General features: G+C 68.3%; 23 protein-coding genes and 1 pseudogene. 14 read left to right on the top strand and 10 right to left on the bottom strand.

The window, feature by feature from the left end; translation table 11 throughout:
* Window positions 1-9 precede the first annotated feature (9 nt).
* Window positions 10-1089 (bottom strand): glycerate kinase family protein, encoded by a 1080-nt coding sequence (locus BN3385_RS17470; RefSeq protein WP_059018512.1) that lies wholly within the window; start codon window positions 1087-1089, stop codon window positions 10-12.
* 72 nt (window positions 1090-1161) lie between these two features.
* Between BN3385_RS17470 and BN3385_RS17465 the strand changes: the two genes are divergently transcribed.
* The 5 genes from BN3385_RS17465 (at window position 1162) to BN3385_RS17445 (ending at window position 5906) form a co-directional block, all read left to right on the top strand.
* The gene (locus BN3385_RS17465; protein ID WP_059018510.1) at window positions 1162-1815 is read left to right on the top strand and encodes a DUF3043 domain-containing protein; all 654 of its coding nucleotides are present in this window, start codon (window positions 1162-1164) and stop codon (window positions 1813-1815) included.
* Window positions 1816-1830: 15 nt separating this feature from the next.
* Window positions 1831-2361: a bifunctional adenosylcobinamide kinase/adenosylcobinamide-phosphate guanylyltransferase gene (locus BN3385_RS17460; RefSeq protein WP_059018508.1), complete on the top strand. Its 531-nt coding sequence runs from the start codon at window positions 1831-1833 to the stop codon at window positions 2359-2361.
* The gene (cobT, locus tag BN3385_RS17455) at window positions 2361-3407 is read left to right on the top strand and encodes a nicotinate-nucleotide--dimethylbenzimidazole phosphoribosyltransferase (RefSeq protein WP_059018506.1); all 1047 of its coding nucleotides are present in this window, start codon (window positions 2361-2363) and stop codon (window positions 3405-3407) included. Before BN3385_RS17460 ends, cobT begins: the two co-directional genes overlap by 1 nt.
* Window positions 3408-3409: 2 nt before the next feature.
* Window positions 3410-4156, top strand: a complete 747-nt coding sequence (locus BN3385_RS17450; protein WP_059018504.1) for an adenosylcobinamide-GDP ribazoletransferase — start codon at window positions 3410-3412, stop codon at window positions 4154-4156.
* Between the two features lie 76 nt (window positions 4157-4232).
* On the top strand, window positions 4233-5906 hold the full coding sequence (locus BN3385_RS17445) for a sensor domain-containing diguanylate cyclase (protein WP_059018502.1): 1674 nt from the start codon (window positions 4233-4235) through the stop codon (window positions 5904-5906).
* Between the two features lie 4 nt (window positions 5907-5910).
* On the opposite strand, the gene BN3385_RS17440 is transcribed toward BN3385_RS17445, so the two are convergent.
* Both BN3385_RS17440 and gcvT read right to left on the bottom strand, forming a co-directional pair.
* A complete protein-coding gene (locus BN3385_RS17440; RefSeq protein WP_059018500.1) occupies window positions 5911-7017 on the bottom strand; it encodes a branched-chain amino acid aminotransferase in 1107 nt (368 codons plus the stop codon).
* Between the two features lie 23 nt (window positions 7018-7040).
* Window positions 7041-8153, bottom strand: a complete 1113-nt coding sequence (gene gcvT / locus BN3385_RS17435) for a glycine cleavage system aminomethyltransferase GcvT (RefSeq protein ID WP_156432791.1) — start codon at window positions 8151-8153, stop codon at window positions 7041-7043.
* Window positions 8154-8179: 26 nt separating this feature from the next.
* Here gcvT and BN3385_RS17430 point away from each other — a divergent pair, with 26 nt between their 5' ends.
* A complete protein-coding gene (locus tag BN3385_RS17430) occupies window positions 8180-9694 on the top strand; it encodes a leucyl aminopeptidase (protein ID WP_059018498.1) in 1515 nt (504 codons plus the stop codon).
* A 58-nt stretch (window positions 9695-9752) separates the two neighbouring features.
* Here the strand turns inward: BN3385_RS17430 and BN3385_RS17425 are convergent, their stop codons facing one another.
* Together BN3385_RS17425 and BN3385_RS17420 are read right to left on the bottom strand one after the other, a co-directional pair.
* The gene (locus BN3385_RS17425) at window positions 9753-11501 is read right to left on the bottom strand and encodes an SDR family oxidoreductase (RefSeq protein ID WP_059018496.1); all 1749 of its coding nucleotides are present in this window, start codon (window positions 11499-11501) and stop codon (window positions 9753-9755) included.
* 101 nt (window positions 11502-11602) lie between these two features.
* Window positions 11603-11947: a hypothetical protein gene (locus tag BN3385_RS17420; RefSeq protein WP_059018494.1), complete on the bottom strand. Its 345-nt coding sequence runs from the start codon at window positions 11945-11947 to the stop codon at window positions 11603-11605.
* Window positions 11948-12092: 145 nt separating this feature from the next.
* Between BN3385_RS17420 and sucB the strand changes: the two are divergent.
* From sucB to BN3385_RS17395, 5 genes and pseudogenes are all read left to right on the top strand, one after another.
* A pseudogene (gene sucB / locus BN3385_RS17415) lies at window positions 12093-13483 on the top strand (2-oxoglutarate dehydrogenase, E2 component, dihydrolipoamide succinyltransferase); the annotation flags it as partial.
* Window positions 13484-13488: 5 nt separating this feature from the next.
* A complete protein-coding gene (locus tag BN3385_RS17410; RefSeq protein ID WP_059018493.1) occupies window positions 13489-14424 on the top strand; it encodes a TIGR01777 family oxidoreductase in 936 nt (311 codons plus the stop codon).
* 13 nt (window positions 14425-14437) lie between these two features.
* Entirely contained in the window at window positions 14438-15124 is a 687-nt protein-coding gene (lipB, locus tag BN3385_RS17405; protein WP_059018490.1) for a lipoyl(octanoyl) transferase LipB, read from the top strand.
* A complete protein-coding gene (gene lipA / locus BN3385_RS17400; RefSeq protein WP_059018488.1) occupies window positions 15121-16053 on the top strand; it encodes a lipoyl synthase in 933 nt (310 codons plus the stop codon). The genes lipB and lipA overlap by 4 nt, the downstream gene beginning before the upstream one ends.
* Window positions 16054-16069: 16 nt before the next feature.
* Window positions 16070-16822, top strand: a complete 753-nt coding sequence (locus tag BN3385_RS17395; RefSeq protein WP_059018486.1) for a DUF4191 domain-containing protein — start codon at window positions 16070-16072, stop codon at window positions 16820-16822.
* Between the two features lie 58 nt (window positions 16823-16880).
* Here BN3385_RS17395 and BN3385_RS17390 read toward each other — a convergent pair whose 3' ends face one another.
* Window positions 16881-17711, bottom strand: a complete 831-nt coding sequence (locus BN3385_RS17390; RefSeq protein WP_059018485.1) for a PDDEXK family nuclease — start codon at window positions 17709-17711, stop codon at window positions 16881-16883.
* A 109-nt stretch (window positions 17712-17820) separates the two neighbouring features.
* Window positions 17821-18285 (bottom strand): RDD family protein, encoded by a 465-nt coding sequence (locus BN3385_RS17385; RefSeq protein WP_059018483.1) that lies wholly within the window; start codon window positions 18283-18285, stop codon window positions 17821-17823.
* Window positions 18286-18450: 165 nt separating this feature from the next.
* On the opposite strand from BN3385_RS17385, the gene glnA reads away from it, so the two are divergent.
* Window positions 18451-19887 (top strand): type I glutamate--ammonia ligase, encoded by a 1437-nt coding sequence (glnA, locus tag BN3385_RS17380; RefSeq protein ID WP_059018481.1) that lies wholly within the window; start codon window positions 18451-18453, stop codon window positions 19885-19887.
* Here the strand turns inward: glnA and BN3385_RS17375 are convergent.
* A complete protein-coding gene (locus BN3385_RS17375) occupies window positions 19875-20078 on the bottom strand; it encodes a hypothetical protein (RefSeq protein ID WP_059018479.1) in 204 nt (67 codons plus the stop codon). The two genes, glnA and BN3385_RS17375, sit on opposite strands and share 13 nt — an antisense overlap.
* A 34-nt stretch (window positions 20079-20112) precedes the next feature.
* Entirely contained in the window at window positions 20113-20967 is an 855-nt protein-coding gene (locus BN3385_RS17370; RefSeq protein ID WP_059018477.1) for a hypothetical protein, read from the bottom strand.
* Between the two features lie 119 nt (window positions 20968-21086).
* Between BN3385_RS17370 and BN3385_RS17365 the strand changes: the two genes are divergently transcribed.
* Window positions 21087-21491, top strand: a complete 405-nt coding sequence (locus BN3385_RS17365) for a DoxX family protein (protein WP_059018475.1) — start codon at window positions 21087-21089, stop codon at window positions 21489-21491.
* A gap of 2 nt (window positions 21492-21493) precedes the next feature.
* Window positions 21494-22645 (top strand): acyl-CoA dehydrogenase family protein, encoded by a 1152-nt coding sequence (locus BN3385_RS17360; RefSeq protein WP_059018473.1) that lies wholly within the window; start codon window positions 21494-21496, stop codon window positions 22643-22645.
* Between the two features lie 3 nt (window positions 22646-22648).
* On the opposite strand, the gene BN3385_RS17355 is transcribed toward BN3385_RS17360, so the two are convergent.
* Window positions 22649-23257 carry a carbonic anhydrase gene (locus BN3385_RS17355; RefSeq protein WP_082690522.1) on the bottom strand — a complete coding sequence of 203 codons (609 nt, stop codon included), beginning with the start codon at window positions 23255-23257 and terminating at the stop codon, window positions 22649-22651.
* Window position 23258 lies beyond the last annotated feature (1 nt).

The following is a 23258-nucleotide window of genomic DNA, read 5'->3' as shown; positions in this document are numbered from 1 at the left end:
ATTCCCGACTCAGGCGCTGTCCAGTCCGGCCGCGGTGCGCTCGGCCAGCCCGGTCAGCTGGTGGAAGGCGTCGTCCATGGCCAGCTGGACCGACCCGGCGTAGTCGGTGATCGAGTGGGCCGCGGCGATGCCCTCGTCGGCCAGCACCGCCGGATCCAGCGTGACCTGTCCGGCCAGGACCAGCACCGGGATGCCGCGCGGTCGCGCCCCGTCGGCCAGCGCGCTGACCACCTTGCCGTGCAGGGACTGGTCGTCGAAGCGGCCTTCGCCGGTCACGATCACGTCGGCGGCCGCGATGTCATCGGCCAGGCCGGTGTGGGCGGCGATGACCGCGGCCCCCGACTCCCGGCGGGCGCCCAGCGCCAGCAGCGCGGCCCCCAATCCCCCGGCCGCGCCTGCTCCTGGCAGCCCGCTGACGGGCTCGCCGGCCACGGCGTCCAGCTGCGCCGCCCAGGTTGTCATGTGTTCTTCGAGGATCTCGACGGTCGCCGGATCGGCACCCTTCTGCGGTCCGAAGACCCGGGCCGCACCCATCGGTCCCAGCAGCGGATGTTCGACGTCGGATGCCGCGATCAGCCGGATCCCGTCGAGGTGCGCCCGGGCCTGCTGCACACCGCCCAGCGCATCGATCAGACCGCGCCCGCCGTCGGTGCAGCTACTGCCGCCCAGGCCGACGACGATCGTGGTCGCGCCTGCCAGCAGCGCCGCGTCGACCAACTGGCCCACCCCGCGGCTGTGCGCGGCCACCGCGGTCTGGGCAGTCGGCGGCCCGCCGAGCAGGGACAGCCCGCAGGCCTGCGCGCATTCGATGTAGGCGGTCGCCGTGGCGCTGTCGTAGACCCATTCGGCGTCCACCTCCTCGGCCAGCGGCCCGGACACCCGGGCGTGCCGGGTGCCGCCGAACCGCTCGGCCAGCACGCCGACGAAACCCGGCCCACCGTCGGACTGGGGCGCCCGCACGATCTGGTCCCCCGGCCGGGCCCGCAGCCAGCCGGCGGCGATGGCGTCGACAGCCTGCACCGCGGTCAGACTGTCGCCGTAGCAGTCCGGGGCCACGAGCACCCGGAGCGCGGCCTGGGAGCCGGTCATTCCTGCAGGGTAAGGGCAGGCATCCAGAGGTGCATGCGCAGAGCCGCGGCATGGCGAAGTAACCTGGCAGGCGTGAAGCTGCTGGGCCGCAAGAACGACGACGGCGACGCGCCGGAGGCCGAGCCGACGACCGAGATCGACGAGTCGGCGGCACGGACGACGGCACCCAAGGGCAGGCCGACGCCCAAGCGCAGCCAGTCCGCCAAGCGCCGCGGGCCGGTGGCACCGGCCCCGATGACGACCGCCGAGGCACGTAAGCGCCGCAAGGAGATGCGCGCGACGCTGACCAAGGAGGAGCGCAAGGCCGACAAGCTGCAGCGCCGCGCGGCGATGAACGATCGCCGCGAGCGGATGATGGCCGGCGAAGAGGACTACCTGCTGCCGCGCGATAAGGGCCCGGTCCGTCGCTATGTGCGCGACATCGTCGACTCCCGGCGCAATGTGCTCGGACTGTTCATGCCGGCCGCGCTGTTCATGATCTTCGTCATGCTGGCCATGCCCAAGGTCCAGCTGTTCATCTCCCCCGCCATGCTGGTGCTGATGGCGATCATGGGCCTGGACGCGGTTCTGCTGGGCCGCAAGGTGAACAAGGCGGTGGCCGCCAAGTTCCCGGACAACACCGAAGGCTCCTTCAAGCTCGGGCTCTACGCCGCGGGCCGGGCGTCTCAGATGCGCCGCATGCGCGCCCCGCGACCTCGGGTCGAGCGCGGCGCCAAGGTCGCCTGAGTCCCTCTGAGCACGGTGCGCACCTTCGTGCTCGGCGGAATCCGGTCGGGCAAATCGCGTTGGGCGGAGTCAGCGGTCGATACCGGACAGGCGGTGCGCTACATCGCCACCGGGCCCGGGGCTGATGACGACGACTCGTCCTGGGCGCAGCGAGTGGCCCGGCACCGTGACCGTCGGCCCGCCTCGTGGGACACCGTGGAGAGCACCGACGTCGCCGCCCAGCTCCGCGCCCAGCCGCACACCCCGACGCTGGTCGACGACATCGGCGGCTGGCTGACCGCCGCACTGGATCGGCGCGGCTGGGAGGGCGGCTCGGTGGCGACCGACATCGACGAATTGGTCACCGCGGTCGACGAATTCGCCGGTTCACTGGTCCTGGTCAGCCCCGAGGTCGGTCTGACGGTAGTACCGGCCACCGCGGCCGGTCGCCGTTTCGCCGACGAGCTGGGCCTGCTCAATCAACGCCTTGCCGACAGCTGTGACCGCGTGGTGCTGGTGGTCGCCGGACTGCCGGTCTGGGTCAAACCGACGGAGGTACCGAACTGATGGAATTCTCCCCGGTTGCCCCACCGGACTCGCGTGCTGCCGCTGCGGCCCGCCGCAGGCAGGAGATCCTGACCAAGCCGGCTGGTGCGCTCGGCCGGCTCGAAGATCTCTCGGTGTGGGTGTCGTCCTGCCAAGGACTCTGTCCGCCACAGCAATTCGAGCGCGCCCGGGTCGTGGTCTTCGCCGGGGACCATGGCGTGGCGCGCGCCGGGGTATCGGCCTACCCGCCCGAGGTGACCGCCCAGATGGTGGCCAACATCGGCGCCGGCGGTGCGGCGATCAACGTCCTGGCCGAGGCGGCGGGCGCCACGGTGCGGGTGGTCGACGTCGCGGTGGACTGCGACGGCGGGGACCCCGAGACCGCCGAATACAAGGTGCGCCGCTCCAGCGGCAACATTGCGATCGAGGACGCACTGTCCGACGACGAGGTGCGCGCGGCACTCGAGGCCGGCAAGCGGATCGCCGACGAGGAGGTCGACGCTGGCGCCGACCTGTTGATCGCCGGCGACATGGGTATCGGAAATACCACGGCCGCAACCACACTCATCGCCACCCTGACCGACACCGAGCCGGTGGTCGTGGTCGGGCGCGGCACCGGGATCGACGACGCGGGCTGGTCCCGCAAGACCGCGGCGGTGCGCGATGCGATGTTCCGGGCCCGCCGGTTCCGCTCCGATCCGGTCAGCCTGTTGCGGACGTGCGGTGGGGCCGACCTCGCGGCGATGGCGGGGTTCTGCGCACAGGCCTCGGTGCGCCGCACTCCGCTGCTGCTCGACGGTCTCGTGGTGACCTCGGCGGCACTGGTGGCCGACCGGATGGCGACCGGGGCGCGGGCGTGGTGGCGCGCCGGGCACCGGTCCACCGAACCGGCGCACACGCTGGCGCTGGATCACCTCGGCCTGGAACCGATCGTAGATCTCGGACTGCGCCTCGGCGAAGGCACCGGCGCCGCCGTCGCACTGCCGATCGTGCGGGCCGCGGTGGCCACGCTGGCCTCGATGGCCACCTTCGAAGGCGCAGGCGTCTCCGACCGACTTCCGGACTGACCGTGTTCGGCTCGCTGGCAACGGCTTTCGCGTTCGGCACCGTTCTGCCGGTGCCGGCCCGAGGAGGTGTCGGCCGGTCGACGATGACGGTGTTCCCGGTGGTCGGTGTCGTCCTGGGGGTCCTGGCGGCGGGCCTGCTGTGGACGGGCCGCTGGGCATTCGGTCCGCACAGTGCGTTGGCCGGGGTGCTGGCCGTGGCCCTGCTGCTGATGATCACCAGGGGCCTGCACATCGACGGGTTGTCTGACACCGTCGACGGGCTGGGCTGCTACGGCCCACCCGAGCGCGCGCTGTCGGTGATGCGCGACGGCACCGCCGGGCCGTTCGGGGTCGCCGCCGTCGTCGTGGTGGTGGTGACCCAGGCACTGGCCTTCGCCGCCGTCCCGCCGGGGCCGACCGGGGTGGCAGCGGTGGTCACCGCGGTGAGCACCGGCCGCGTCGCGGCAGTGCTGGCCTGTCGGCGCACTGTGCCCGCCGCGTCGGGAAGTGTTCTCGGCGAACGCGTCGCAGGCACCCAGCCACTCGCGGTCGTGGCGCTGTGGGTGGTGCTGCTCGGCGGTCTGTCGGTGCTTGCGACAGGTCGACCGTGGCAGGGACCGTTGACGGTGCTCGTGGTGCTGGCCGTGGCCGGACTGCTGGTCCGGCACTGTGTGCGGCGCTTCGGCGGCATCACCGGTGACGTCCTGGGCGCGGTCCTCGAGTTGTCGACCACGATGGCCGCGGTGGGATTGGTCATTCACGGGCACTGAACGTGCCGAATCGGCGTGCCACTCGGGGTCGAGGACTAACCTGGCGCCAGGCGTCACCTTCAAACAAGGGGGTGAGATGGACGAGGCACGCGAGTTGCCCGACGCTGAGTGGTTCCGCCGGATGGCGGACGGCAACGGTCTGGTCTTCTTCCTCCTCCGGGTGCAGCCCGACGTGGCGTTCGAGTTCATCAACGACGCCATCGAGGCCCAGATCGGCGTCTCGGCCGCCGAGGCCCTGGCCGATGCCGAATCCGTACTCGGCCGCATCGATGCCGGCTACACCGAGCGGCTGGCCGAGACACTGGCCCTGGAACCCGGCCAGGAGACGGCGATCGAGATGGTGTGGCGGCACCGCGACGGCCGCGACACCGCCAGTCGCATCCGGGTGCGCTCCCGGCGGCGCGACGACGGTTCGGTGGTGCTGGAGGGCAGTGCCCGCGACGTCACCCAGCTGCGCGAGGCCGAACTCGAACTGCAGCAGTCCGAGAGGCGCCACCGGCTGCTGTCGGAGAACGCCTGGGAAGTCATCTGGACCATGGGGATGGACACCACCATCACCTACGTCAGCCCGGCCGTGCAGCAGCAGCGTGGACTGACACCCGCCGAGGCGATGCGCGAGTCGCTCGCCGAGGCCCTGACACCGGAGTCCACCGCCATCGCGCTGGACTACTTCCGCCAGATCTTCGAGGCCAAGGAGAACGGCGACGAGTTGCCGACCTTCCGCGGCGAATTGGACTTCTACCGCAAGGACGGGGCGGTGATGTCGGCCGACCTGCAGGTGATTCCGCATGTCGACGACAACGGGGAGCTCATCGAGTTGCTCGGGGTCAGCCGGGACGTCAGCGAACGCAAACGGGTCGAGGCCGAGCTGCGCAAGTCCGAGGAACGGTCCCGGCTGATGGCCGAGAACGCCTGGGAGATCATCTGGACCGCCGATGCCACCGGGACGGTGACCTATGTGAGTCCGTCGGTGGAGCGGGTCCGTGGCATCACCGTCGAGCAGGCCATGAACCAGCCGCTCGACGAGATCTACCCGCCGTCGTCGGCAGACAGCATCCGCACCTACTTCCGCAACCTGCACCTGTCCATCCGGGACGGCACCCCGCCGCCGACATTGCGCGAAGAACATGAGATGTACCGCGGCGACGGCACCACGATGATGGCCGAGATCCAGGTCATCCCGCACCTTGATGAGGACGGCTGCGTCGTCGAAATCATCGGTGTCACAAGGGATATCAGCGAACGCAAGGCCTTCGAGTCGGAACTGAGGCGGCTTGCGGTCACCGACGCGCTCACCGGGGTGTGGAACCGGCGGCACGGCGAGGAACTGTTCAACGCCGAACTCACCCAGGCCCGCCAGACCAGCAGGCCCCTCACCCTGCTCATGCTCGACATCGACCACTTCAAGGCGATCAACGACCGTTACGGCCATCAGGCCGGTGACCGGGTGCTCATCGAGGTCAGCCGACGGTTGCAGGCCAACCTGCCCAGCACCGACATCGTGGCCCGATGGGGCGGCGAGGAATTCGTCATCCTGCTGCGCGGCTCCGACATCGACGAGGGTATGGCCACGGCCGAGAAGCTGCGCGGCCAGATGGCCGACATGATCTTCGTCGACGTCGGGCCGGTGACAGTCAGCATCGGCGCCGCCGAGCGGTGGGCCGGTGACAGCCTGGACTCGTGGCTGGCCCGCGCCGACGAGGCGCTCTACCGAGCCAAGCGATCCGGCCGAAACGCGGTCAGCAGCTAGCTCGTCAGCCGAGCCGGGCCATCCAGCCGTGCGTATCGGCGAACGTGCCGCGTTGGATGCCGGTCAACGTGTCGCGCAGGGCCATCGTCACCTCGCCGGGCTCGCCGTCGGCGATGGTGAACTCGCCCTCGCCGAACTTCACGTGCGACACCGGAGTGATCACCGCGGCCGTCCCGCAGGCGAAGACCTCGGTGATCTCACCGGCGGCCACCCCCTTGCGCCATTCCTCGACGTCGATCTTGCGTTCCTCCACGGCAAAGCCGGCGTCGCTGGCCAGTTGCAGCAGGGAGTCGCGGGTGATGCCGGGCAGCAGGGAGCCGCTCAGTTCCGGGGTGACCAGACGCGCCGACCCGCCACTGCCGAAGACGAAGAACAGGTTCATCCCGCCCATCTCCTCGATGTAGCGGCGTTCGATCGCATCGAGCCACACCACCTGATCGCAGCCGTGCTGGGACGCTTCGGCCTGGGCCAGCAGCGAGGCGGCGTAATTGCCACCGAACTTCGCCGCACCCGTGCCACCGGGGCTGGCGCGCACGTACTCGGTCGACAGCCACACGCTGACCGGCTTGAGGCCACCCTTGAAGTAGGCGCCGGCCGGGGAACCGATCACCAGGTAGCGGTATTCGGTCGCGGGCCGCACCCCCAGGCCGGGTTCGGTGGCGAAGATGAACGGCCGCAGGTACAGCGACTCCTCACCACCGGCCGGCGGCACCCACTGCTCGTCCACGGAGATCAGCTGTTGCAGCGACTCGATGAACAGGTCCTCGGGCAGTTCCGGGATGGCCAGCCGCCGCGCTGAGGCACGCAGCCGCGCGGCATTGGCCTCCGGCCGGAACGACACGATCGATCCGTCAGCCCAGCGGTACGCCTTCAGTCCCTCGAAAACCTCCTGCGCGTAGTGCAGGACGACGGCCGACGGGTCCAGCTCGATCGGCCCGTAGGGCAGCACGCGTGCGTCGTGCCAGCCGCGGTCGTGGCTGTAGAGCACCGAGACCATGTGGTCGGTGTGGTAGCGGCCGAACCCGGGATCGGCCAGGATCTGACCCCGTACCTCATCGCTCACCGGGTTCGCGTTGCGCTCAACCGTGAATGCGAGGGGGCCGTTGGTCATAGCTGGAATTGTAGACCGGGCAGCTACCGAGTTTTGACCTCGACGAACGGCGGCTTGACCACCTCGCACTCCAGCGCCCGGCCACGCACGTCCACCGTCACCGTCGCGCCGTCCTCGATCCCGGCCGCAGTGTCGATCAGGGCAAGGGCGATACCGACTTTCAGCGTCGGCGAGAACGTCCCCGAGGTCGTCACGCCGACCGGGGTGGAGCCGTCGAGCACCGCCAGCTCGGGGCGCAGCACCCCGCGGCCGACGGCCCGCAGTCCGCGCAGCAGCCGGCGCGGCCCGGCTTCTTTCTCGGCCAGCAGAGCATCGCGGCCCCAGAAGGCATCCTTCTTCCAGCCGATCGCCCAGCCGCAGCGGGCCTGCAGCGGCGAGATGTCCAGCGAGAGTTCGTGGCCGTGCAGCGGGTAGCCCATCTCGGTGCGCAGGGTGTCGCGGGCGCCCAGGCCGGCCAGCTGACCACCCGCGTCACCGACGGCGGCGACCAGGGCGTCGAACACCACCGGCGCAGAGTCCCAGGGCGGCAGCAGCTCGTAGCCGTGCTCGCCGGTGTAGCCGGTGCGGCAGACCCGCACCGGGACCCCGGAGTACTCGGCGTCGGCATACTCCATGTAGTCCATATCGGTGGGCAGCCCGAGTGCTGCGAGCACCTGGGTGGACCGCGGTCCCTGCACCGCCAGAACCGCGTGCGACCGGTGCTCGTCGGTGACCGAAATACCCTCTGGGGCAACCTTCTTCAGTTCGGCGACCACTGCCGCGGTGTTCGCGGCATTGGGCACCAGGAAAATCTCGTCGTCGCTGACGTAGTAGGCGATCAGGTCGTCGATCACCCCGCCGTCGGCCGTGCAGCACAGGGTGTACTGGGCCTTGCCCGGGCCGATCCGGCGCAGATCATTGGTTAGTGCGGAGTTGACGAACTCCGCCGCGCCCGGACCTACCACCAGCGCCTTGCCCAGATGGCTCACGTCGAACAACCCGACGGCCTCCCGGGTGGCGGTGTGCTCACCGACGGTGCCCGCGTAGGACACCGGCATCAGCCACCCGCCGAAGGGGGCGAACGTGGCGCCCAGCTCGCGGTGCTGGTTCTCCAGGGGGCCGTGCAGCAGCTCTGTGTCGGTCACGGCCAACAACACTAGTGCCCCATCGTTAGGGTGAACCCGTGAGCACCGAACCTGGATACCGCGCCCCCGTCATCACCGTCGCCACCTCGCTGCCCAAGCGTGGGGTCGGCTCGGCGGTGCTGGTCGTTCCCGTCATCACCGGCGAGGACAACGGCTCGCCCGAGGTGGTCGGCGGCCCGTTCCTGGACGCCGAGGCGATCGGCGAGATCGAGGTGGCGCTGCGCGCGCTGGGCGCCAAGGGCGGCGCCGAACAGGTGACCCGGCTGCACGTGCCGTCGCTTCCGGTCGCCAGCGTGCTGACCGTCGGTCTGGGCGCGGCACGCGAGGAGTGGCCTGCCGAGACCATCCGGCGCGCCGCGGGCGTGGCCGTCCGGTCGCTGGCCGGCGTGGAGTCGGTCCTCACCACCCTGACCGAGTTGCACCTGGAAGCCGCGCTCGAGGGGCTGATCCTGGGCAGTTACCGGTTCACCGAGTTCCGCAGCGCCAAGACCGCGCCCAAAGACGCTGCGCTGGCCAAGATCACCGCACTGAGCACGGCGCCCGGTGCCAAGAAGGCGGCGGTGCGGGCCACTGACATCGCGGTTGCGGTCAACACTGCGCGGGATCTGGTGAACACCCCGCCGAGCCATCTGTTCCCGGCGGAGTTCGCCAAGCGCGCCAAAGCCCTCGGCGAAGCAGCGGGTCTCGAGGTCGAGGTGCTCGACGACAAGGCACTGGCCAAGGGCGGGTACGGCGGCATCGTTGGGGTGGGCAAGGGATCCTCCCGGCTGCCGCGGCTGGTGCGGCTGGCGCATCGGGGAGCCAAGGGCAAGAACTCAAAACGTGTGGCGCTGGTGGGCAAGGGCGTCACGTTCGACACCGGCGGCATCTCGATCAAGCCGGCCGCCTCGATGCATCACATGACCTCCGACATGGGCGGGGCGGCCGCGGTGATCGCCACCGTGGTGCTGGCCGCGCGTCAGCAGCTGCCGATCGACGTGATCGCCACGGTGCCGATGGCCGAGAACATGCCGTCCTCGACGGCCCAGCGGCCCGGCGACGTGCTGACCCAGTACGGCGGCATCACCGTGGAGGTGCTCAACACCGACGCCGAGGGCCGGCTGATTCTGGCCGACGCGATCGTGCGGGCCTGCGAGGACAACCCGGACTATCTGATCGAGACCTCGACGCTGACCGGCGCGCAGACCGTCGCGCTGGGCGCCCGCACGCCGGGTGTGATGGGCAGCGACGAGTTCCGCGACCGGGTGGCCGCGCTGTCGCAGGCCGAGGGTGAGAACGCCTGGCCGATGCCGTTGCCCGAAGAATTGAAAGATGATCTCAAGTCCTCGGTGGCCGATCTGGCCAACGTCAGCTCGCAGCGGTTCGCCGGCATGCTGGTCGCCGGGGTGTACCTGCGCGAGTTCGTCGCCGACGGCGTGCAGTGGGCGCATATCGATATCGCGGGTCCGGCCTACAACACCGCGGGTCCGTGGGGCTACACCCCCAAGGGCGGCACCGGCGTGCCGACACGGACGATGTTCGCGGTCCTCGAGGACATCGCCGCGAACGGCTGAGACCCTCGAGAACCTCGCCGAATGGCCACTTAGGCCACACTATTCGGCGAGGAGCGTCCTACAAAACCTTGCCACGCGCGGTGCTGCGCAGCGCTTGAGGCGCGATCCGTGACGTGCCGTAGAGCAGGTAGGCCTCCGGGGTGACAGGCCGGATCGGCTTGTTCTTCTTGACCGCGGACACGATGGCCTTGGCCACCTTGTCAGGGGTGTAGCGGCGTAGTTCGAACATCTTCTCCAGCTGCGCGCGCCGGCCGGGCACTGCGGCCCGCTGGCCGTCGGGGGCGTGGAAGTTGGTGGTGGACACGATGTTGGTGTTGACGACGCCGGGGCAGATTGTGGTGAGACCGATTCCGGCCGGGTCCAATTCAGCACGCAGGCAATCGGAGAACATGTACACCGCGGACTTGGACGTGCAGTAAGCGTTCAGCGACTGCAGTGGCGCGTAGGCGGCCATCGAGGCCACGTTGACGATATGGCCGCCGGTGCCGCGCTCGACGAGGCGGCGGGCGAAGGCACGGCAGCCGTTGACCACCCCGCCGAGGTTGACGTCGAGGACCTTGTCGAACTGCTCGGCCGGGGTGTCCAGGAACGCACCCGCGACACCGATGCCGGCGTTGTTCACGACGATGTCGGGCACCCCGTGCGTAGTGCACACCTCGTCGGCAAAGCGTTCGACGGCCGCGGCGTCGGAGACGTCGAGTGGATAGGAGTGGGCGACGGCGCCCAGAGCGGCGATCCGGCCCGCCGTCTCCTTGAGACCGACCTCGTCGATATCGCTGACGATCAGCTCCGCGCCCTCGCGGGCGAAGGCCAGCGCGGTTTCGCGCCCGATCCCACTGCCCGCACCGGTCACTGACACGAGCATGTCGCCGAATTCCTTACGCGGCCGGTTCACTTCGGCGCGCAGCAGCGCGCGACTGGCCGGCTTGCCGTCGAGATGCTCGGCGAGTTCGCGTACCGCGGTGGCCAGCACCTGCGGGTGCGAGAACGGTGACCAGTGCCCGGCCCGGATCTCGCGCCGCCACAGCCGCGGCACCCAGCGAGGGGTGTCGTTGTAGACGTAGGGCCGCACGTAGGCGTCGTCGAGGTTGACGATCAGCTGCACGGGAACGTCGATGTAGCGGTCGGTGCGGGCCCGGCGCAGCGACCGGAAGAAGTTGGCCCGGTAGATCTTCATCCCGTTGGCTGCATCGGTGACGTAGGTCGGCCCGTCGTGCACACGGTCGGCGGCGATGCCACGAGTCATCAACGGCCGCAACCGCTTTGCCCCTACCTTCATCAGCGCGGGTGCGAGTACGGGAACCGAGAACCCGGCCATGTAACTGAGGTGGCCGGCCTGGGAAAGGGCGTGTGAGAAGCGCTTTGGGTGATACGGCCGCTTGAGGCCGTCACGTACGTACCGGCTGAAGTGGTCGGCACACGGACCCGATACCGAGGTGAACGACGCCACCCGGTCGACGGCACCCGGTCTGCTCAGGTACTCCCACATCCCGGCCGACCCCCAGTCGTGGGCCAGCACGTGCACGCGCTCCCCTGGGCTCAGTTCAGCGATGACGGCCGCGAAGTCGTCGGCGAAGAACGGCATCGTGTACGACGACGCCTTCGCCGGTGCCGACGATTCCCCGGCACCCCGGTTGTCGTAGCGGATGACGCGGAATGCTCCGGCGAGCAGGGGTGCGACGCCGTCCCACAGCACATGCGAGTCCGGCCAGCCGTGCACCAGGACGACGGTTGGCCCGTCCGGATTGCCCTCCTCGTACACCGCGATGCGGGTGCCGTCTTTGCTGTCGACGTAGCGCGCGGGCATCAGACCCCTCTCGAGACGATTACCTGTAACGGCCAGTAGCTCATACCGTTGGTACCGAACAACTTTGACCCTGCCCGCCATCGCGAGCCGATGTCAAGACGTCAGCGTTCCTCGAGTTCGTCGCGCAGGGCCCGGCGGCGCTCGATGCGCCGCTTGGCGTCGTAATCCCGCATCCGCTGCGGATAGCCGACTTTCTGCACGTCATACACCGGGATCTTCAGCTGTTCACCAAGGCGACGCGCCCCGGCAGCCCCACCGACCGGGCGTCGGGTCCATTCGCCGTCGGCAGCCACCAGCACGATCGTCATCGGAGTCACGCTGGTCTGAGGCTCGACGAACGCCTCGACACCGGTGCGTTGCGCAGCCCACTCGCGTAGGTGTTTCTGGTCGGCGGCCGACCCCGACGCACCGCGGCGGCCGGACCGGAACCTGTCGAACAACCCCAACTTTTGCTGAACTCCTTTCGGCGGGCTTTCTTCGATGGTGCCAGAGAAAAAACATGCTTCGCCCTGAGTGCGTATCTGCGGCCCGGTGATGACAGGATGGACATCGACCCGCACGACTGACCGTTCGAGGGAGTCAACACCTATGGCCGTCTCCGTCCAGATGCCCGCACTCGGTGAGAGCGTGACCGAAGGGACTGTCACCCGCTGGCTCAAGCAAGAGGGTGACACCGTCGAGGTCGACGAGCCGCTTCTGGAAGTGTCCACCGACAAGGTCGACACCGAGATCCCGTCGCCCGCCTCCGGCGTGCTGACGAAGATCGTCGCGCAGGAGGACGACACCGTCGAGGTCGGCGGCGAACTGGCCGTCATCGGTGAGGCGGGCGAGGCTGCTCAGTCCGCACCCGCGCCGGCACCCGCCGAGGAGGAGAAGCCCGCCGCGGCACCCGAGCCCGCTGCACCGGAGCCTGCTGCCGAGGCGCCCGCGCCCGCTGCACCCCCGAAGCCAAGCCGGAGCCCAAGCCCGAACCGGCACCTGCCCCTGCGGCCGCCCCCGCGCCCGCACCGGCCGCGGAGTCCGATGGTGACGGCAGCCCCTACGTGACGCCGTTGGTGCGAAAGCTGGCCGTCGAGAACGGAGTTGACCTCGCGACGGTGAAGGGCACCGGGGTCGGCGGCCGCATCCGCAAGCAGGACGTGCTCGCGGCCGCGGAAGCCAAGAAGGCTCCCCCGGCCCCTGCCGCGGCTCCGGCACCGGCCGCCGCGCCTGCCGCGTCCGCGCCTGCGCCTGCCGCCGCGGCCTCCCCGCTGGCTCACCTGCGGGGCACCACGCAAAAGGCCAACCGGATCCGGCAGCTCACCGCCAAGAAGACCCGTGAGTCGCTGCAGACCACCGCGCAGCTGACGCAGACCCACGAGGTCGACATGACCAAGATCGTGGCGCTGCGGGCCAAGGCCAAGAACAAGTTCGCCGAGCGCGAGGGCGTGAACCTGACCTATCTGCCGTTCATCGCCCGCGCGGTGATCGACGCGCTCAAGGTTCACCCGAACATCAACGCGAGTTACAACGAGGACACCAAGGAGATCACCTACTACGACGCCGAGAACCTCGGCTTCGCGGTGGATACCGAGCAGGGTCTGCTCTCCCCGGTGGTCCACAACGCCGGTGATCTGTCGCTGGCCGGGCTGGCCCGGGCGATCAACGACATCGCCGCCCGTGCCCGCTCCGGTGACCTCAAGCCCGACGAGCTGTCCGGGGGCACCTTCACCATCACCAATATCGGCAGCCAGGGTGCACTGTTCGACACCCCGATCCTGGTGCCGCCGCAGGCGGCGATGCTGGGTACCGGCGCGATCGTCAAGCGGCCCCGCGTCATCGTCGACGAACTGGGCAACGAGTCGATCGGCGTGCGGTCGATCTGCTACCTGCCGCTGACCTACGATCATCGGCTCATCGACGGCGCCGACGCCGGCCGCTTCCTCACCACGGTGAAGCGGCGGCTGGAAGAAGGGGCGTTCGAGGCCGACCTGGGGCTGTAGACACCATGGGCGACTCGGTTGCCGGGCGTGGTGGCGGGATGGTCCTGGCCATCGCCGGTTCGTCCGGGCTGATCGGTTCGGCATTGGTCTCGGCGCTGCGCGCCGCGGACAACCGGGTGATCCGCATCGTGCGGCGCGCCCCGGCCAACGGTGACGAACTGCACTGGAATCCCGATAGCGGCGAGTTCGACCCCGCCGGCTTGGAGGGCGTCGACGCCGTAGTCAATCTCTGCGGCGTAGGTGTCGGCGACAAGCGGTGGTCGGGCTCGTTCAAGCAGACCCTGCGCGACAGTCGCATCGCCCCCACCGAGGTGATCTCGGCCGCCGTCGTCGATGCCGGTGTTCCGGTCCTCATCAACGCCAGTGCCGTCGGCTTCTACGGTGACACCCGCGGTCGGGTCGTCGACGAAACCGCGCCTGCGGGAACGGGTTTCCTGGCCCAGCTCTGCGTGGACTGGGAGGCCGCAGCTCTGTCCGCCGAGGACGCCGGTGTCCGGGTGGTACTGGCGCGCACCGGGCTGGTGCTCTCCCCCGGCGGCGGCGGGGTGCTCGGCAAGCTGCGTCCGTTGTTCTCGTTCGGTCTGGGCGGCCGGCTCGGCGGCGGACGCCAGTACATGCCGTGGATCAGCCTGGAGGACGAGGTCCGCGCCCTGTTGTTCGCGATCAACTCCGAGGAGCTGGCCGGACCGGTGAACTTCACCGGGCCCGCGCCGGTGACCAACTCGGAATTCACCGCCGCGTTGGGCCGCGCACTCAACCGCCCGACACCGTGGCTGGTGCCCGGCTTCGCACTACGCACGCTGCTCGGCGAGTTCGCCGACGAGGGTCTGCTCGGCGGCCAGCGAGCCATCCCGGCCGCCCTGGAGCGGGCCGGGTTCGTGTTCCACCACAACACCATCGGTGAGGCGCTGGCGTATGCCACCTCCTCGGCGCAGGGCTAGTAGCGTCGAAGGCGTGCGAGAGTCCATCCGATCCAGTTCCGCGCCGGTCGAGGTGCGTCAACTGGAAACGGTCGACTACCTGACCGCCTGGCAGCTGCAGCGCGACCTAGCCGACGCCCGGGTGGCCGGCGGCCCCGACACCCTGCTGTTGCTCGAGCACCCCGCGGTCTACACCGCCGGCAAGCGCACCGAGGATCACGAACGTCCGATGGACGGCACCCCCGTCGTCGACACCGACCGGGGCGGCAAGATCACCTGGCATGGCCCCGGCCAGTTGGTGGGTTACCCGGTGATCGGGATGGCCGAGCCGCTGGATGTGGTGAATTATGTTCGGCGACTTGAAGAATCGCTGATCGCGGTGTGCGCTGACTTCGGTCTGACCACCGGCCGCGTCGAGGGCCGATCGGGGGTGTGGCTACCCGCCGACGCCACCCGCCCAGCCCGCAAGATCGCGGCCATCGGCATCCGAGTGGCACGCGGCACCACACTGCACGGCTTCGCCCTGAATTGCGACTGCGACCTGTCGGCCTATACCGCGATCGTGCCGTGCGGAATCGCCGATGCCGGGGTGACGTCGCTGAGCGCCGAACTCGGCAGGCAGGTCGGGATCGGTGACGTCCGCACCCGGGTTGCCGAGGCGGTATGTGACGCACTCGACGGCCGCCTACCAGTGTCGACTCACGTAGCATTGACCTCGTGAGCGTCGAACCGGCCGGCAGGAAACTACTGCGTCTGGAGGTTCGCAACGCCGAGACTCCCATCGAGCGCAAGCCGCCGTGGATCAAGACCCGCGCGCGGATGGGCCCGGAGTACACCGCGCTGAAGGGACTGGTGCGCCGCGAGGGTCTGCACACCGTCTGTGAGGAAGCCGGCTGCCCCAACATCTACGAGTGCTGGGAAGACCGCGAGGCCACCTTCCTGATCGGCGGCGAACAGTGCACCCGGCGGTGCGACTTCTGCCAGATCGACACCGGTAAGCCCGCTGAACTCGACCGTGACGAGCCGCGCCGAGTCGCCGAGAGCGTCGCCGCGATGGGTCTGAAGTACGCCACCGTCACCGGCGTGGCCCGCGACGACCTGCCTGATGGCGGGGCGTGGCTGTACGCCGAGACCGTGCGCGCCATCAAGTCGCTCAACCCGGCGACCGGGGTGGAGCTGCTGGCGCCGGACTTCAACGGCGATCCCGATCTGTTGCGTGAAGTGTTCGAGTCCCGTCCAGAAGTGTTCGCGCACAACGTCGAAACCGTGCCGCGGATCTTCAAGCGGATCCGGCCGGCGTTCCGCTACCAGCGCAGCCTGGACGTCATCACCGCCGCCCGCGACTTCGGCCTGGTGACCAAGAGCAACCTCATCCTCGGGATGGGCGAGACCATCGACGAGGTGCACACCGCGCTGGCCGATCTACACGCCGCCGGCTGCGACATCGTCACCATCACCCAGTACCTGCGGCCGTCGGCGCGGCATCACCCCGTCGAGCGCTGGGTCCATCCCGACGAGTTCGTCGATCTCGCGGCCTACGCCGAGGGTCTGGGTTTCGCCGGTGTGCTGGCCGGACCACTGGTGCGTTCGTCATACCGTGCGGGCCGGCTGTATGCGCAGACGATCGCCGCTCGGCCACCCATAGCCTGACCCGTATCCTGTTCTGATGGCGAAATCCCGTACTCCCGCCGAGACCAAGGCCGCCAAGGCCGAGGCGAAGGCCGCCCAGAAGGCCGCGTCCAAGCAGCGCCGCAAGCAGTTGTGGCAGGCGTTCCAGATGCAGCGCAAAGAGGACAAGCGGCTGCTTCCCTACATGATCGGCGCATTCGTGCTGATCGTCGCCGCTTCGGTGGCCGTCGGCATCTACACCGGCGGGTTCACGATGTACCTGATGATCCTGCTGGGTGTCGTGCTCGGCGCGCTGGTGGCGTTCATCATCTTTGGTCGGCGCGCCCAGAAATCGGTGTACAGCAAGGCCGAGGGGCAGACCGGTGCTGCGGCGTGGGCGCTGGACAATCTGCGCGGCAAGTGGCGGGTCACCCCAGGTGTCGCCGCGACCGGACACTTCGATGCCGTGCACCGGGTGATCGGGCGTCCGGGCGTCATCTTCGTCGCCGAGGGCGCACCCTCGCGGGTCAAGCCGCTGCTGGCGCAGGAGAAGAAGCGCACCGCCCGACTGGTCGGCGATGTCCCGATCTACGACGTGATCGTCGGCAACGGCGAGGGTGAGGTTCCGCTGTCCAAGCTGGAGCGCCACCTGACCAGGCTGCCCGCCAACATCACCGTCAAGCAGATGGACACCCTGGAGTCCAAGCTCGTGGCGCTGGGATCCCGGATGGGCCCGGCCGCGATGCCGAAGGGCCCGCTGCCGGCGCAGGCCAAGATGAAGGGCGTGCAGCGCACCGTTCGCCGCCGCTGAGCGTTGATCCAGACCTCACGCTGCGAAAGTGCGAGTAGATCTCTGCGTCAGTTCTGCATCAACGCGGCCATACCCGCTCGACCCGTCTGATCACCTCTGGTCCGCGGTCGCCCGCAAGCACTCGGATCCGCCGCCAGCCGAGGTGTTCGATGTACTCCGCCCGCGTCACGTCGCCCCGGAATTGGATCCGGTCGGTGCGATGCTGCTCGCCGTCGTACTCGACAGCGATCTTGAGTTCTGGCCAACCGAGGTCGAGGAAGTAACGCGGATAGCCGTCTGGGGCGAGGATCGGAATCTGCGTCTGCGGCCGGGGAAACCCCGCGTCGATGAGAAGCACCCGCAGCCAGGATTCCTTCGGTGACTGGGCACCCTCGTCGACGAGGTCGAGGACTCGGGGGATCCTGCGAACACCTCGCATATGGGGATGCCGATCGGCGACCGCCAGCACATCGTCTGCCTTGAAACCCGTCGCCCTGGCCAGCGCGTCGAGGTGGGCAACCGCGTCGACAATGGAACCGCGTCGCGCCAGGTCAAATGCCGTTCGCTCAGCGGTGGTCACCGACATCTCCCCGAGTCGCCGGACCTCACCTGCGATCAATGTCTCCTGCCGAGCCACGACACCGTTCGGGGACTTGTTGTTCGCGTAGATCAGCTCGATCGGGACGGAGGCATCGATCCACTTGGCATGATGCAAGGCTGCCGCCGCCAAACCACTGACAACGCCGCGCCGCTTTGACCAGAGCCAGGCGGCCGCGGTGCGATCCGCCAGGGCCAGCGCCGCGCCCTTCGGCGCATACACATCAGGCAAAAGGCGGTCGTATGCAGAGCACAGTTCGTACCTCGACACCACACCAGCGGCTAAAGCTTCACTGCCGATGAACACTCGCATGCGGGAACGATGTCAATCGCAGACAAATCGCGCCGCCAGCCATCCACAGCCTCGTTGAGTCAGACCTCAGGCAGAAAAACTGCGAGTGAACTGCGTCGTCACTTCTGAATCAACGCCGGACGACGGCCGTCGCGGTCAGGCGGTCGTGCAGGCCACGGCCGTCGGAATCGGTGAACAGCGGCGGGATCACGATCGCGATGAGCAGGCCGCGGACAATCGCGCGACCGGTACCCACATGCAGGCGGTTGTCGACCGGCACCACCATCAGGCCGAGGGCGTATTGGCCCGGGGTAAACCCGAAGAGGCGTACCGAGAGCACGCCGAGCAGGAACCAGATCACCAGCACCGCGGTGGACAGCATGGACGTGGTCACCACACCGGTGGCGATCAGAAGACCAACCAGCCCGTAGCTGATGAACCAGTCGACGATCAGCGCAGCGAAGCGCCGGCCCATACCTGCCAGCGAACGCGAGCCGGTCTCGGGCAAACCGAGGGCCTGGCCGGGATAGCCGGTTGGACCGTCCGGCTCGACCGACTCCGGTCCTGACAGCCACGATCCGATTTCACGCGCCATGGCCCCAGGATAGGTGGACCCCGGCGGTGACCTGCGTCGCGCAGATGCGTAACGTCGGCGCAACATGGCCTTGACTGGCGTGCAACATCACCTACCTAGCGTCACCTGCGGGTTAAGAATGTGTGCCTGGACATGCATCACCGGCTGCAACGAAGGAGTTTGTAAGTGGCAGAAAAGACCGCTGACGACATCATCAAGCTGATCAAGGACGAGAAGGTCGAGTACGTCGACATCCGCTTCTGCGATCTGCCCGGTGTCGTCCAGCATTTCTCGATCCCCGCATCGGCATTCGACGAGAGCGTGTTCGAGGACGGCCTGGCGTTTGACGGTTCGTCGGTGCGCGGCTTCCAGTCGATCCACGAGTCCGACATGATGCTGCTGCCTGATCCCGAGACCGCGCGCATCGACCCGTTCCGCGCCGCCAAGACGCTGAACCTCAACTTCTTCGTGCACGACCCGTTCACCCGCGAGGCCTACTCGCGCGACCCGCGCAACGTCGCCCGCAAGGCGGAGAACTACCTGGCGAGCACCGGCATCGCCGACACCGCCTTCTTCGGCGCCGAGGCCGAGTTCTACATCTTCGACTCGGTGACCTTCGACTCCAAGATCAACGGCACGTTCTACGAGATCGACTCCGAGTCGGGCTGGTGGAACACCGGCGAGCCGTTCGAGGCCGACGGTTCGGCCAACCGCGGCTACAAGGTCCGCCCGAAGGGCGGCTACTTCCCCGTCGCGCCGTATGACCACTACGTCGACCTGCGCGACGAGATGGCCACCAACCTGCAGAACGCCGGGTTCACCCTCGAACGCGGTCACCACGAGGTGGGCACCGCCGGCCAGGCCGAGATCAACTACAAGTTCAACACGCTGCTGCACGCAGCCGATGACGTGCTGCTGTTCAAGTACATCATCAAGAACACCGCGTGGCAGGCGGGCAAGACGGTCACCTTCATGCCCAAGCCGCTGTTCGGTGACAACGGCTCCGGCATGCACGCCCACCAGTCGCTGTGGAAGGACGGCAAGCCGCTGTTCCACGACGAGTCCGGCTACGCGGGCCTGTCCGACCTGGCGCGCCACTACATCGGCGGCATCCTGCACCACGCGCCGTCGCTGCTGGCGTTCACCAACCCGACGGTGAACTCCTACAAGCGTCTGGTCCCGGGTTACGAGGCCCCGATCAACCTGGTGTACAGCCAGCGCAACCGCTCAGCCTGCGTCCGTATCCCGATCACCGGCAACAACCCGAAGGCCAAGCGCCTCGAGTTCCGTTGCCCGGACAGCTCGGGCAACCCGTACCTGGCGTTCGCGGCGATGCTGATGGCCGGCATCGACGGCATCAAGAAGAAGATCGAGCCGCTGGCTCCGGTCGACAAGGACCTCTACGAGCTGCCGCCCGAGGAGGCCGCCAACATCCCGCAGGCGCCGACGTCACTGGCGTCGGTCATCGACCGGCTCGAGGAAGACCACGACTACCTCACCGAGGGCGGCGTGTTCACCCCGGACCTGATCGAGACCTGGATCTCCTACAAGCGTGAGAACGAGATCCTGCCCGTGCAGATCCGGCCTCACCCGTATGAGTTCGCGCTGTACTACGACGTGTAACCACTCGTCGCAGTAGGCCGGCCGAGCCCACCCGCTCCGCGATCCCTCCGAATCGCGTTGTGGGTGGGCTCGCTGGCGTTGTGGGCCAGATCCTCGAGGTCGGCGTCACGGCGACGCAGCCCCACGACGGAGATGGCCATCAGGCCGGCACCGCCGACGGCGAGCAGTATGGCGATGAGCATGGTCAACATGTCGGCACCGTACTGCGGGGCACCGACAGAATCGTCAGTCGCGCTGGCGCCCCGAGCCGCCCGTCGAACCGCCGGACTTCGTCGCACCGCTACTGGCCGACGCCTTCTTGGCGCCCGAGCGCTCCGCGGCCGCCCCGAACACCCGAACGCCGTTGATGTTGAAGCCCGGACCTGTCTTGGTGACGGTGGCCCCGCTCTGACCGATCGAGCCCGCAATCGCCAGCGGGCCGGGTCCGGCGGTGACCGTGTTTCCGTTGCCGAACAGATTCACGGCCACGCTGCCGACAGCGGGAACGTCGGGGAAGTATTCGCCTGCCTCCACCTTGTTGTCGCCCAGCACATTGACATTGACAGCGAGGTTTGCGGTTCCCAGCGCCACCGTGGTGTTGGCCGTTCCGCCCGTCTGGCCGCCCAATAGGTTGACGGCGATGTTGAGACTGCCTTTGGCCAAGGTGAAGGAAGACTGCGTCGCAAGGTTGAGGGCGATATTGGCGATTCCGTTCTCCGCCCTCGCTGCGCCATCATCGCCAGTCGCGATGGCGATGTTGAGCGCGCCGTAGGACTCAGCTTCCGCTGAATCTCCCAACGCCACGCCAATCTGTAGAACACCGGTGTTGGCGGTGTAGACCGTCGAATTGGTGCCGATCGCAAGCGCCGCACTGAAGAGTCCCTCAGCCCACGCGGTGGCACCCGGCCCGATGCCGATCGCGATACTGCCGAAACCGCTCTTGCATTCCGCACTGTTGCCAAGCCCGAAGAACGACGCACATGTCGCGTACGCAGGCGGCGCTGTGCCGAGCGCCGAGACCGAGAGCGCACCGCAGGCCAGAACACCGGCGAGGACACCCGCCGGGCGCGCCTTCTTCACGATGGGGACGGAGTGGGTCATGTGGACCTCCGAGAGAGTGCTCCCCCTGGACAGGACGGTAACGCTCTGACGAGCGCGAAGGACAGAGTTCACCGATCCAGCCCTATCCGGACTGCGGTCCGAATAGTAGGCTTTCAGCCATGTCACAGAAACTGGACGCCCGCCTGACCACCTACCACTCCCCTGTGCTCGGCATCTTCCGCATCGTCGTCGGCTTCCTGTTCGCCATTCACGGCACGGTGAAACTGTTCGCCTGGCCCATCGATCAGGGCGGCGGTGCCGTACCCGTCGGCACCTGGCCGTACTGGTACGCCGGCGTGATCGAACTCGTCGTCGGCGTGCTGGTGATCCTCGGCCTCGGCGTGATCACCCGGATCGCGGCGATCATCGGCTCGGGCCAGATGGCCTACGCGTACTTCACCGAACACCAGCCGAAAGCGTTGTGGCCCATCGAGAACGGCGGTGAGTTGGCGATCCTGTACTGCTTCTCGTTCTTGCTGATCGCGTTCGCCGGCGTCGGTGGCCTCGCGGTGCGCAAGAGCTAGCCATGGGCCGCAAGCACACACCCTCCTGGCACGACGACGAAGTCGGGGCGCTCTACGAACTGGCATTGGGCTTCTTCGAACGTGAGGTCGTCGCTCACGTCGACACCTGGGATGCCCAGCGTCGCATCGACCGCAGCGTCTGGCTGGAGGCGGGCAAACTGGGGCTGCTGCTGTGTTCGGTGCCCGAGGAATACGGCGGCGGCGGTGGCACATTCGCCCATGACCTGGCCGTCCTGGAGGCCCAAGGCTACGCCGGTGACCTGTCGCTGGGTATCGGCGTGCACAGCGGGATCGTGCCGCATTACATCGCCAAGTACGGCTCCGAGGAGCAGAAGCGCACCTGGCTACCGCCGATGGCCACCGGCGAGATGCTCTGCGCCATCGGGATGACCGAGCCCGGCGCGGGGTCGGACCTCAAGGCCATTCGTACCACCGCCGTCCGCAATGGTGACGAGTACATCGTCAACGGTTCCAAGACCTTCATCACCAACGGCGGCTCGGCCGACATGATCCTTCTCGCGGTCAAGACCGACCCGAAGGCCGGCGCGCGCGGAATCTCATTGCTGCTCATCGATCTTCACGACGCGCCCGGCTTCCAGGTGACCCGGGTGCTGGACAAGGTCGGCCAGCACGGCGCCGACACCGCCGAGATGTCGTTCACTGACGTCCGGGTTCCGGTGGCCAACCTGCTCGGCCCCGAGGAGGGCCAGGGGTTCGGGCAGATGATCGACCAGCTCGGCCAGGAGCGCCTCGTCGTCGCCGCCCAGGCCATCGGCGGCCTGGAGCGGGCGGTCGACGAGACGATCTCCTACACGAAGTCGCGGGAAGCCTTCGGCCACAGCCTGTTCGACTTCCAGAACACCGCCTTCGAGCTGGCCGAGTGCGCCACCATCGCCCGCACGTGCCGCACCTTCTTCGACCACTGCGTCGAGTCTCACCTGCGCGGTGAGCTCGACGGCAGCGATGCCGCGATGGCCAAGTACTGGATCACCGACCAGCAGTGCGCCGTCATCGATCGCTGCGTACAGCTGCACGGCGGGTACGGCTACATGCGGGAGTACCTGATCGCGCGGATGTACGAAGACGCCCGGGTCCAGCGGATCTACGCCGGCGCCAACGAGGTGATGAAACAGATCATCAGCCGATCGCTGTAGCGGCTAGACGTACTCCAGCAGCGAGTCGCCCCGCTCCCCGACCGCGCCGACGGTGGCGTAAGGCTGGATCCTGCCGTCGTGATCGGTAGTGGCGCAGACGATTCCGCACAGACCGGCGTCGACCCGGCGGGCGACCACCGGCGACTTCTCCAGCAGCGACATGCCGACGGAGACGATGTGTGCAGCCGAGACCGCGTCCACGCTGTCGGCGGCAGACCCGCTCCGGACGATCGAGGACAGCGCCTGCTCGATGGCCAGCCGGCTGGCGCCGTCCGGAACCTCGGCGGTGTCCCAGGCCCGCAATGCCGCCTGCATCGCGCTGCAGTGGTGGTGTCCGAGGACCACGATCAGTGGCACGTTGTAGTTCTCGACGGCATGCTCGAGGGTGCCGAGCACGCCGGTGTCGACCACGTGACCCCAGGTGCTCAGGTCGATCAGCGAACCCCAGCTCTGGCCGAAGACCACCTCACTGGCCACCTCGGCGTCGGCGCAGCGGAACACCGCTGCCACTGGCGCGCCGTCGTGGAAGGTCTGCCGCTGCACACGCACCGGGCGGAAGAACATCTCGTTGCCGGCACGCAGCCGCTGCCAGGCCGTCATGGGATCAGACATG

Origin of the sequence: Mycobacterium sp. M26 (genome assembly GCF_001494595.1) — a bacterium.
Taxonomy (GTDB): domain Bacteria; phylum Actinomycetota; class Actinomycetes; order Mycobacteriales; family Mycobacteriaceae; genus Mycobacterium.
This window is presented reverse-complemented; position numbering and strand designations above follow the sequence as displayed.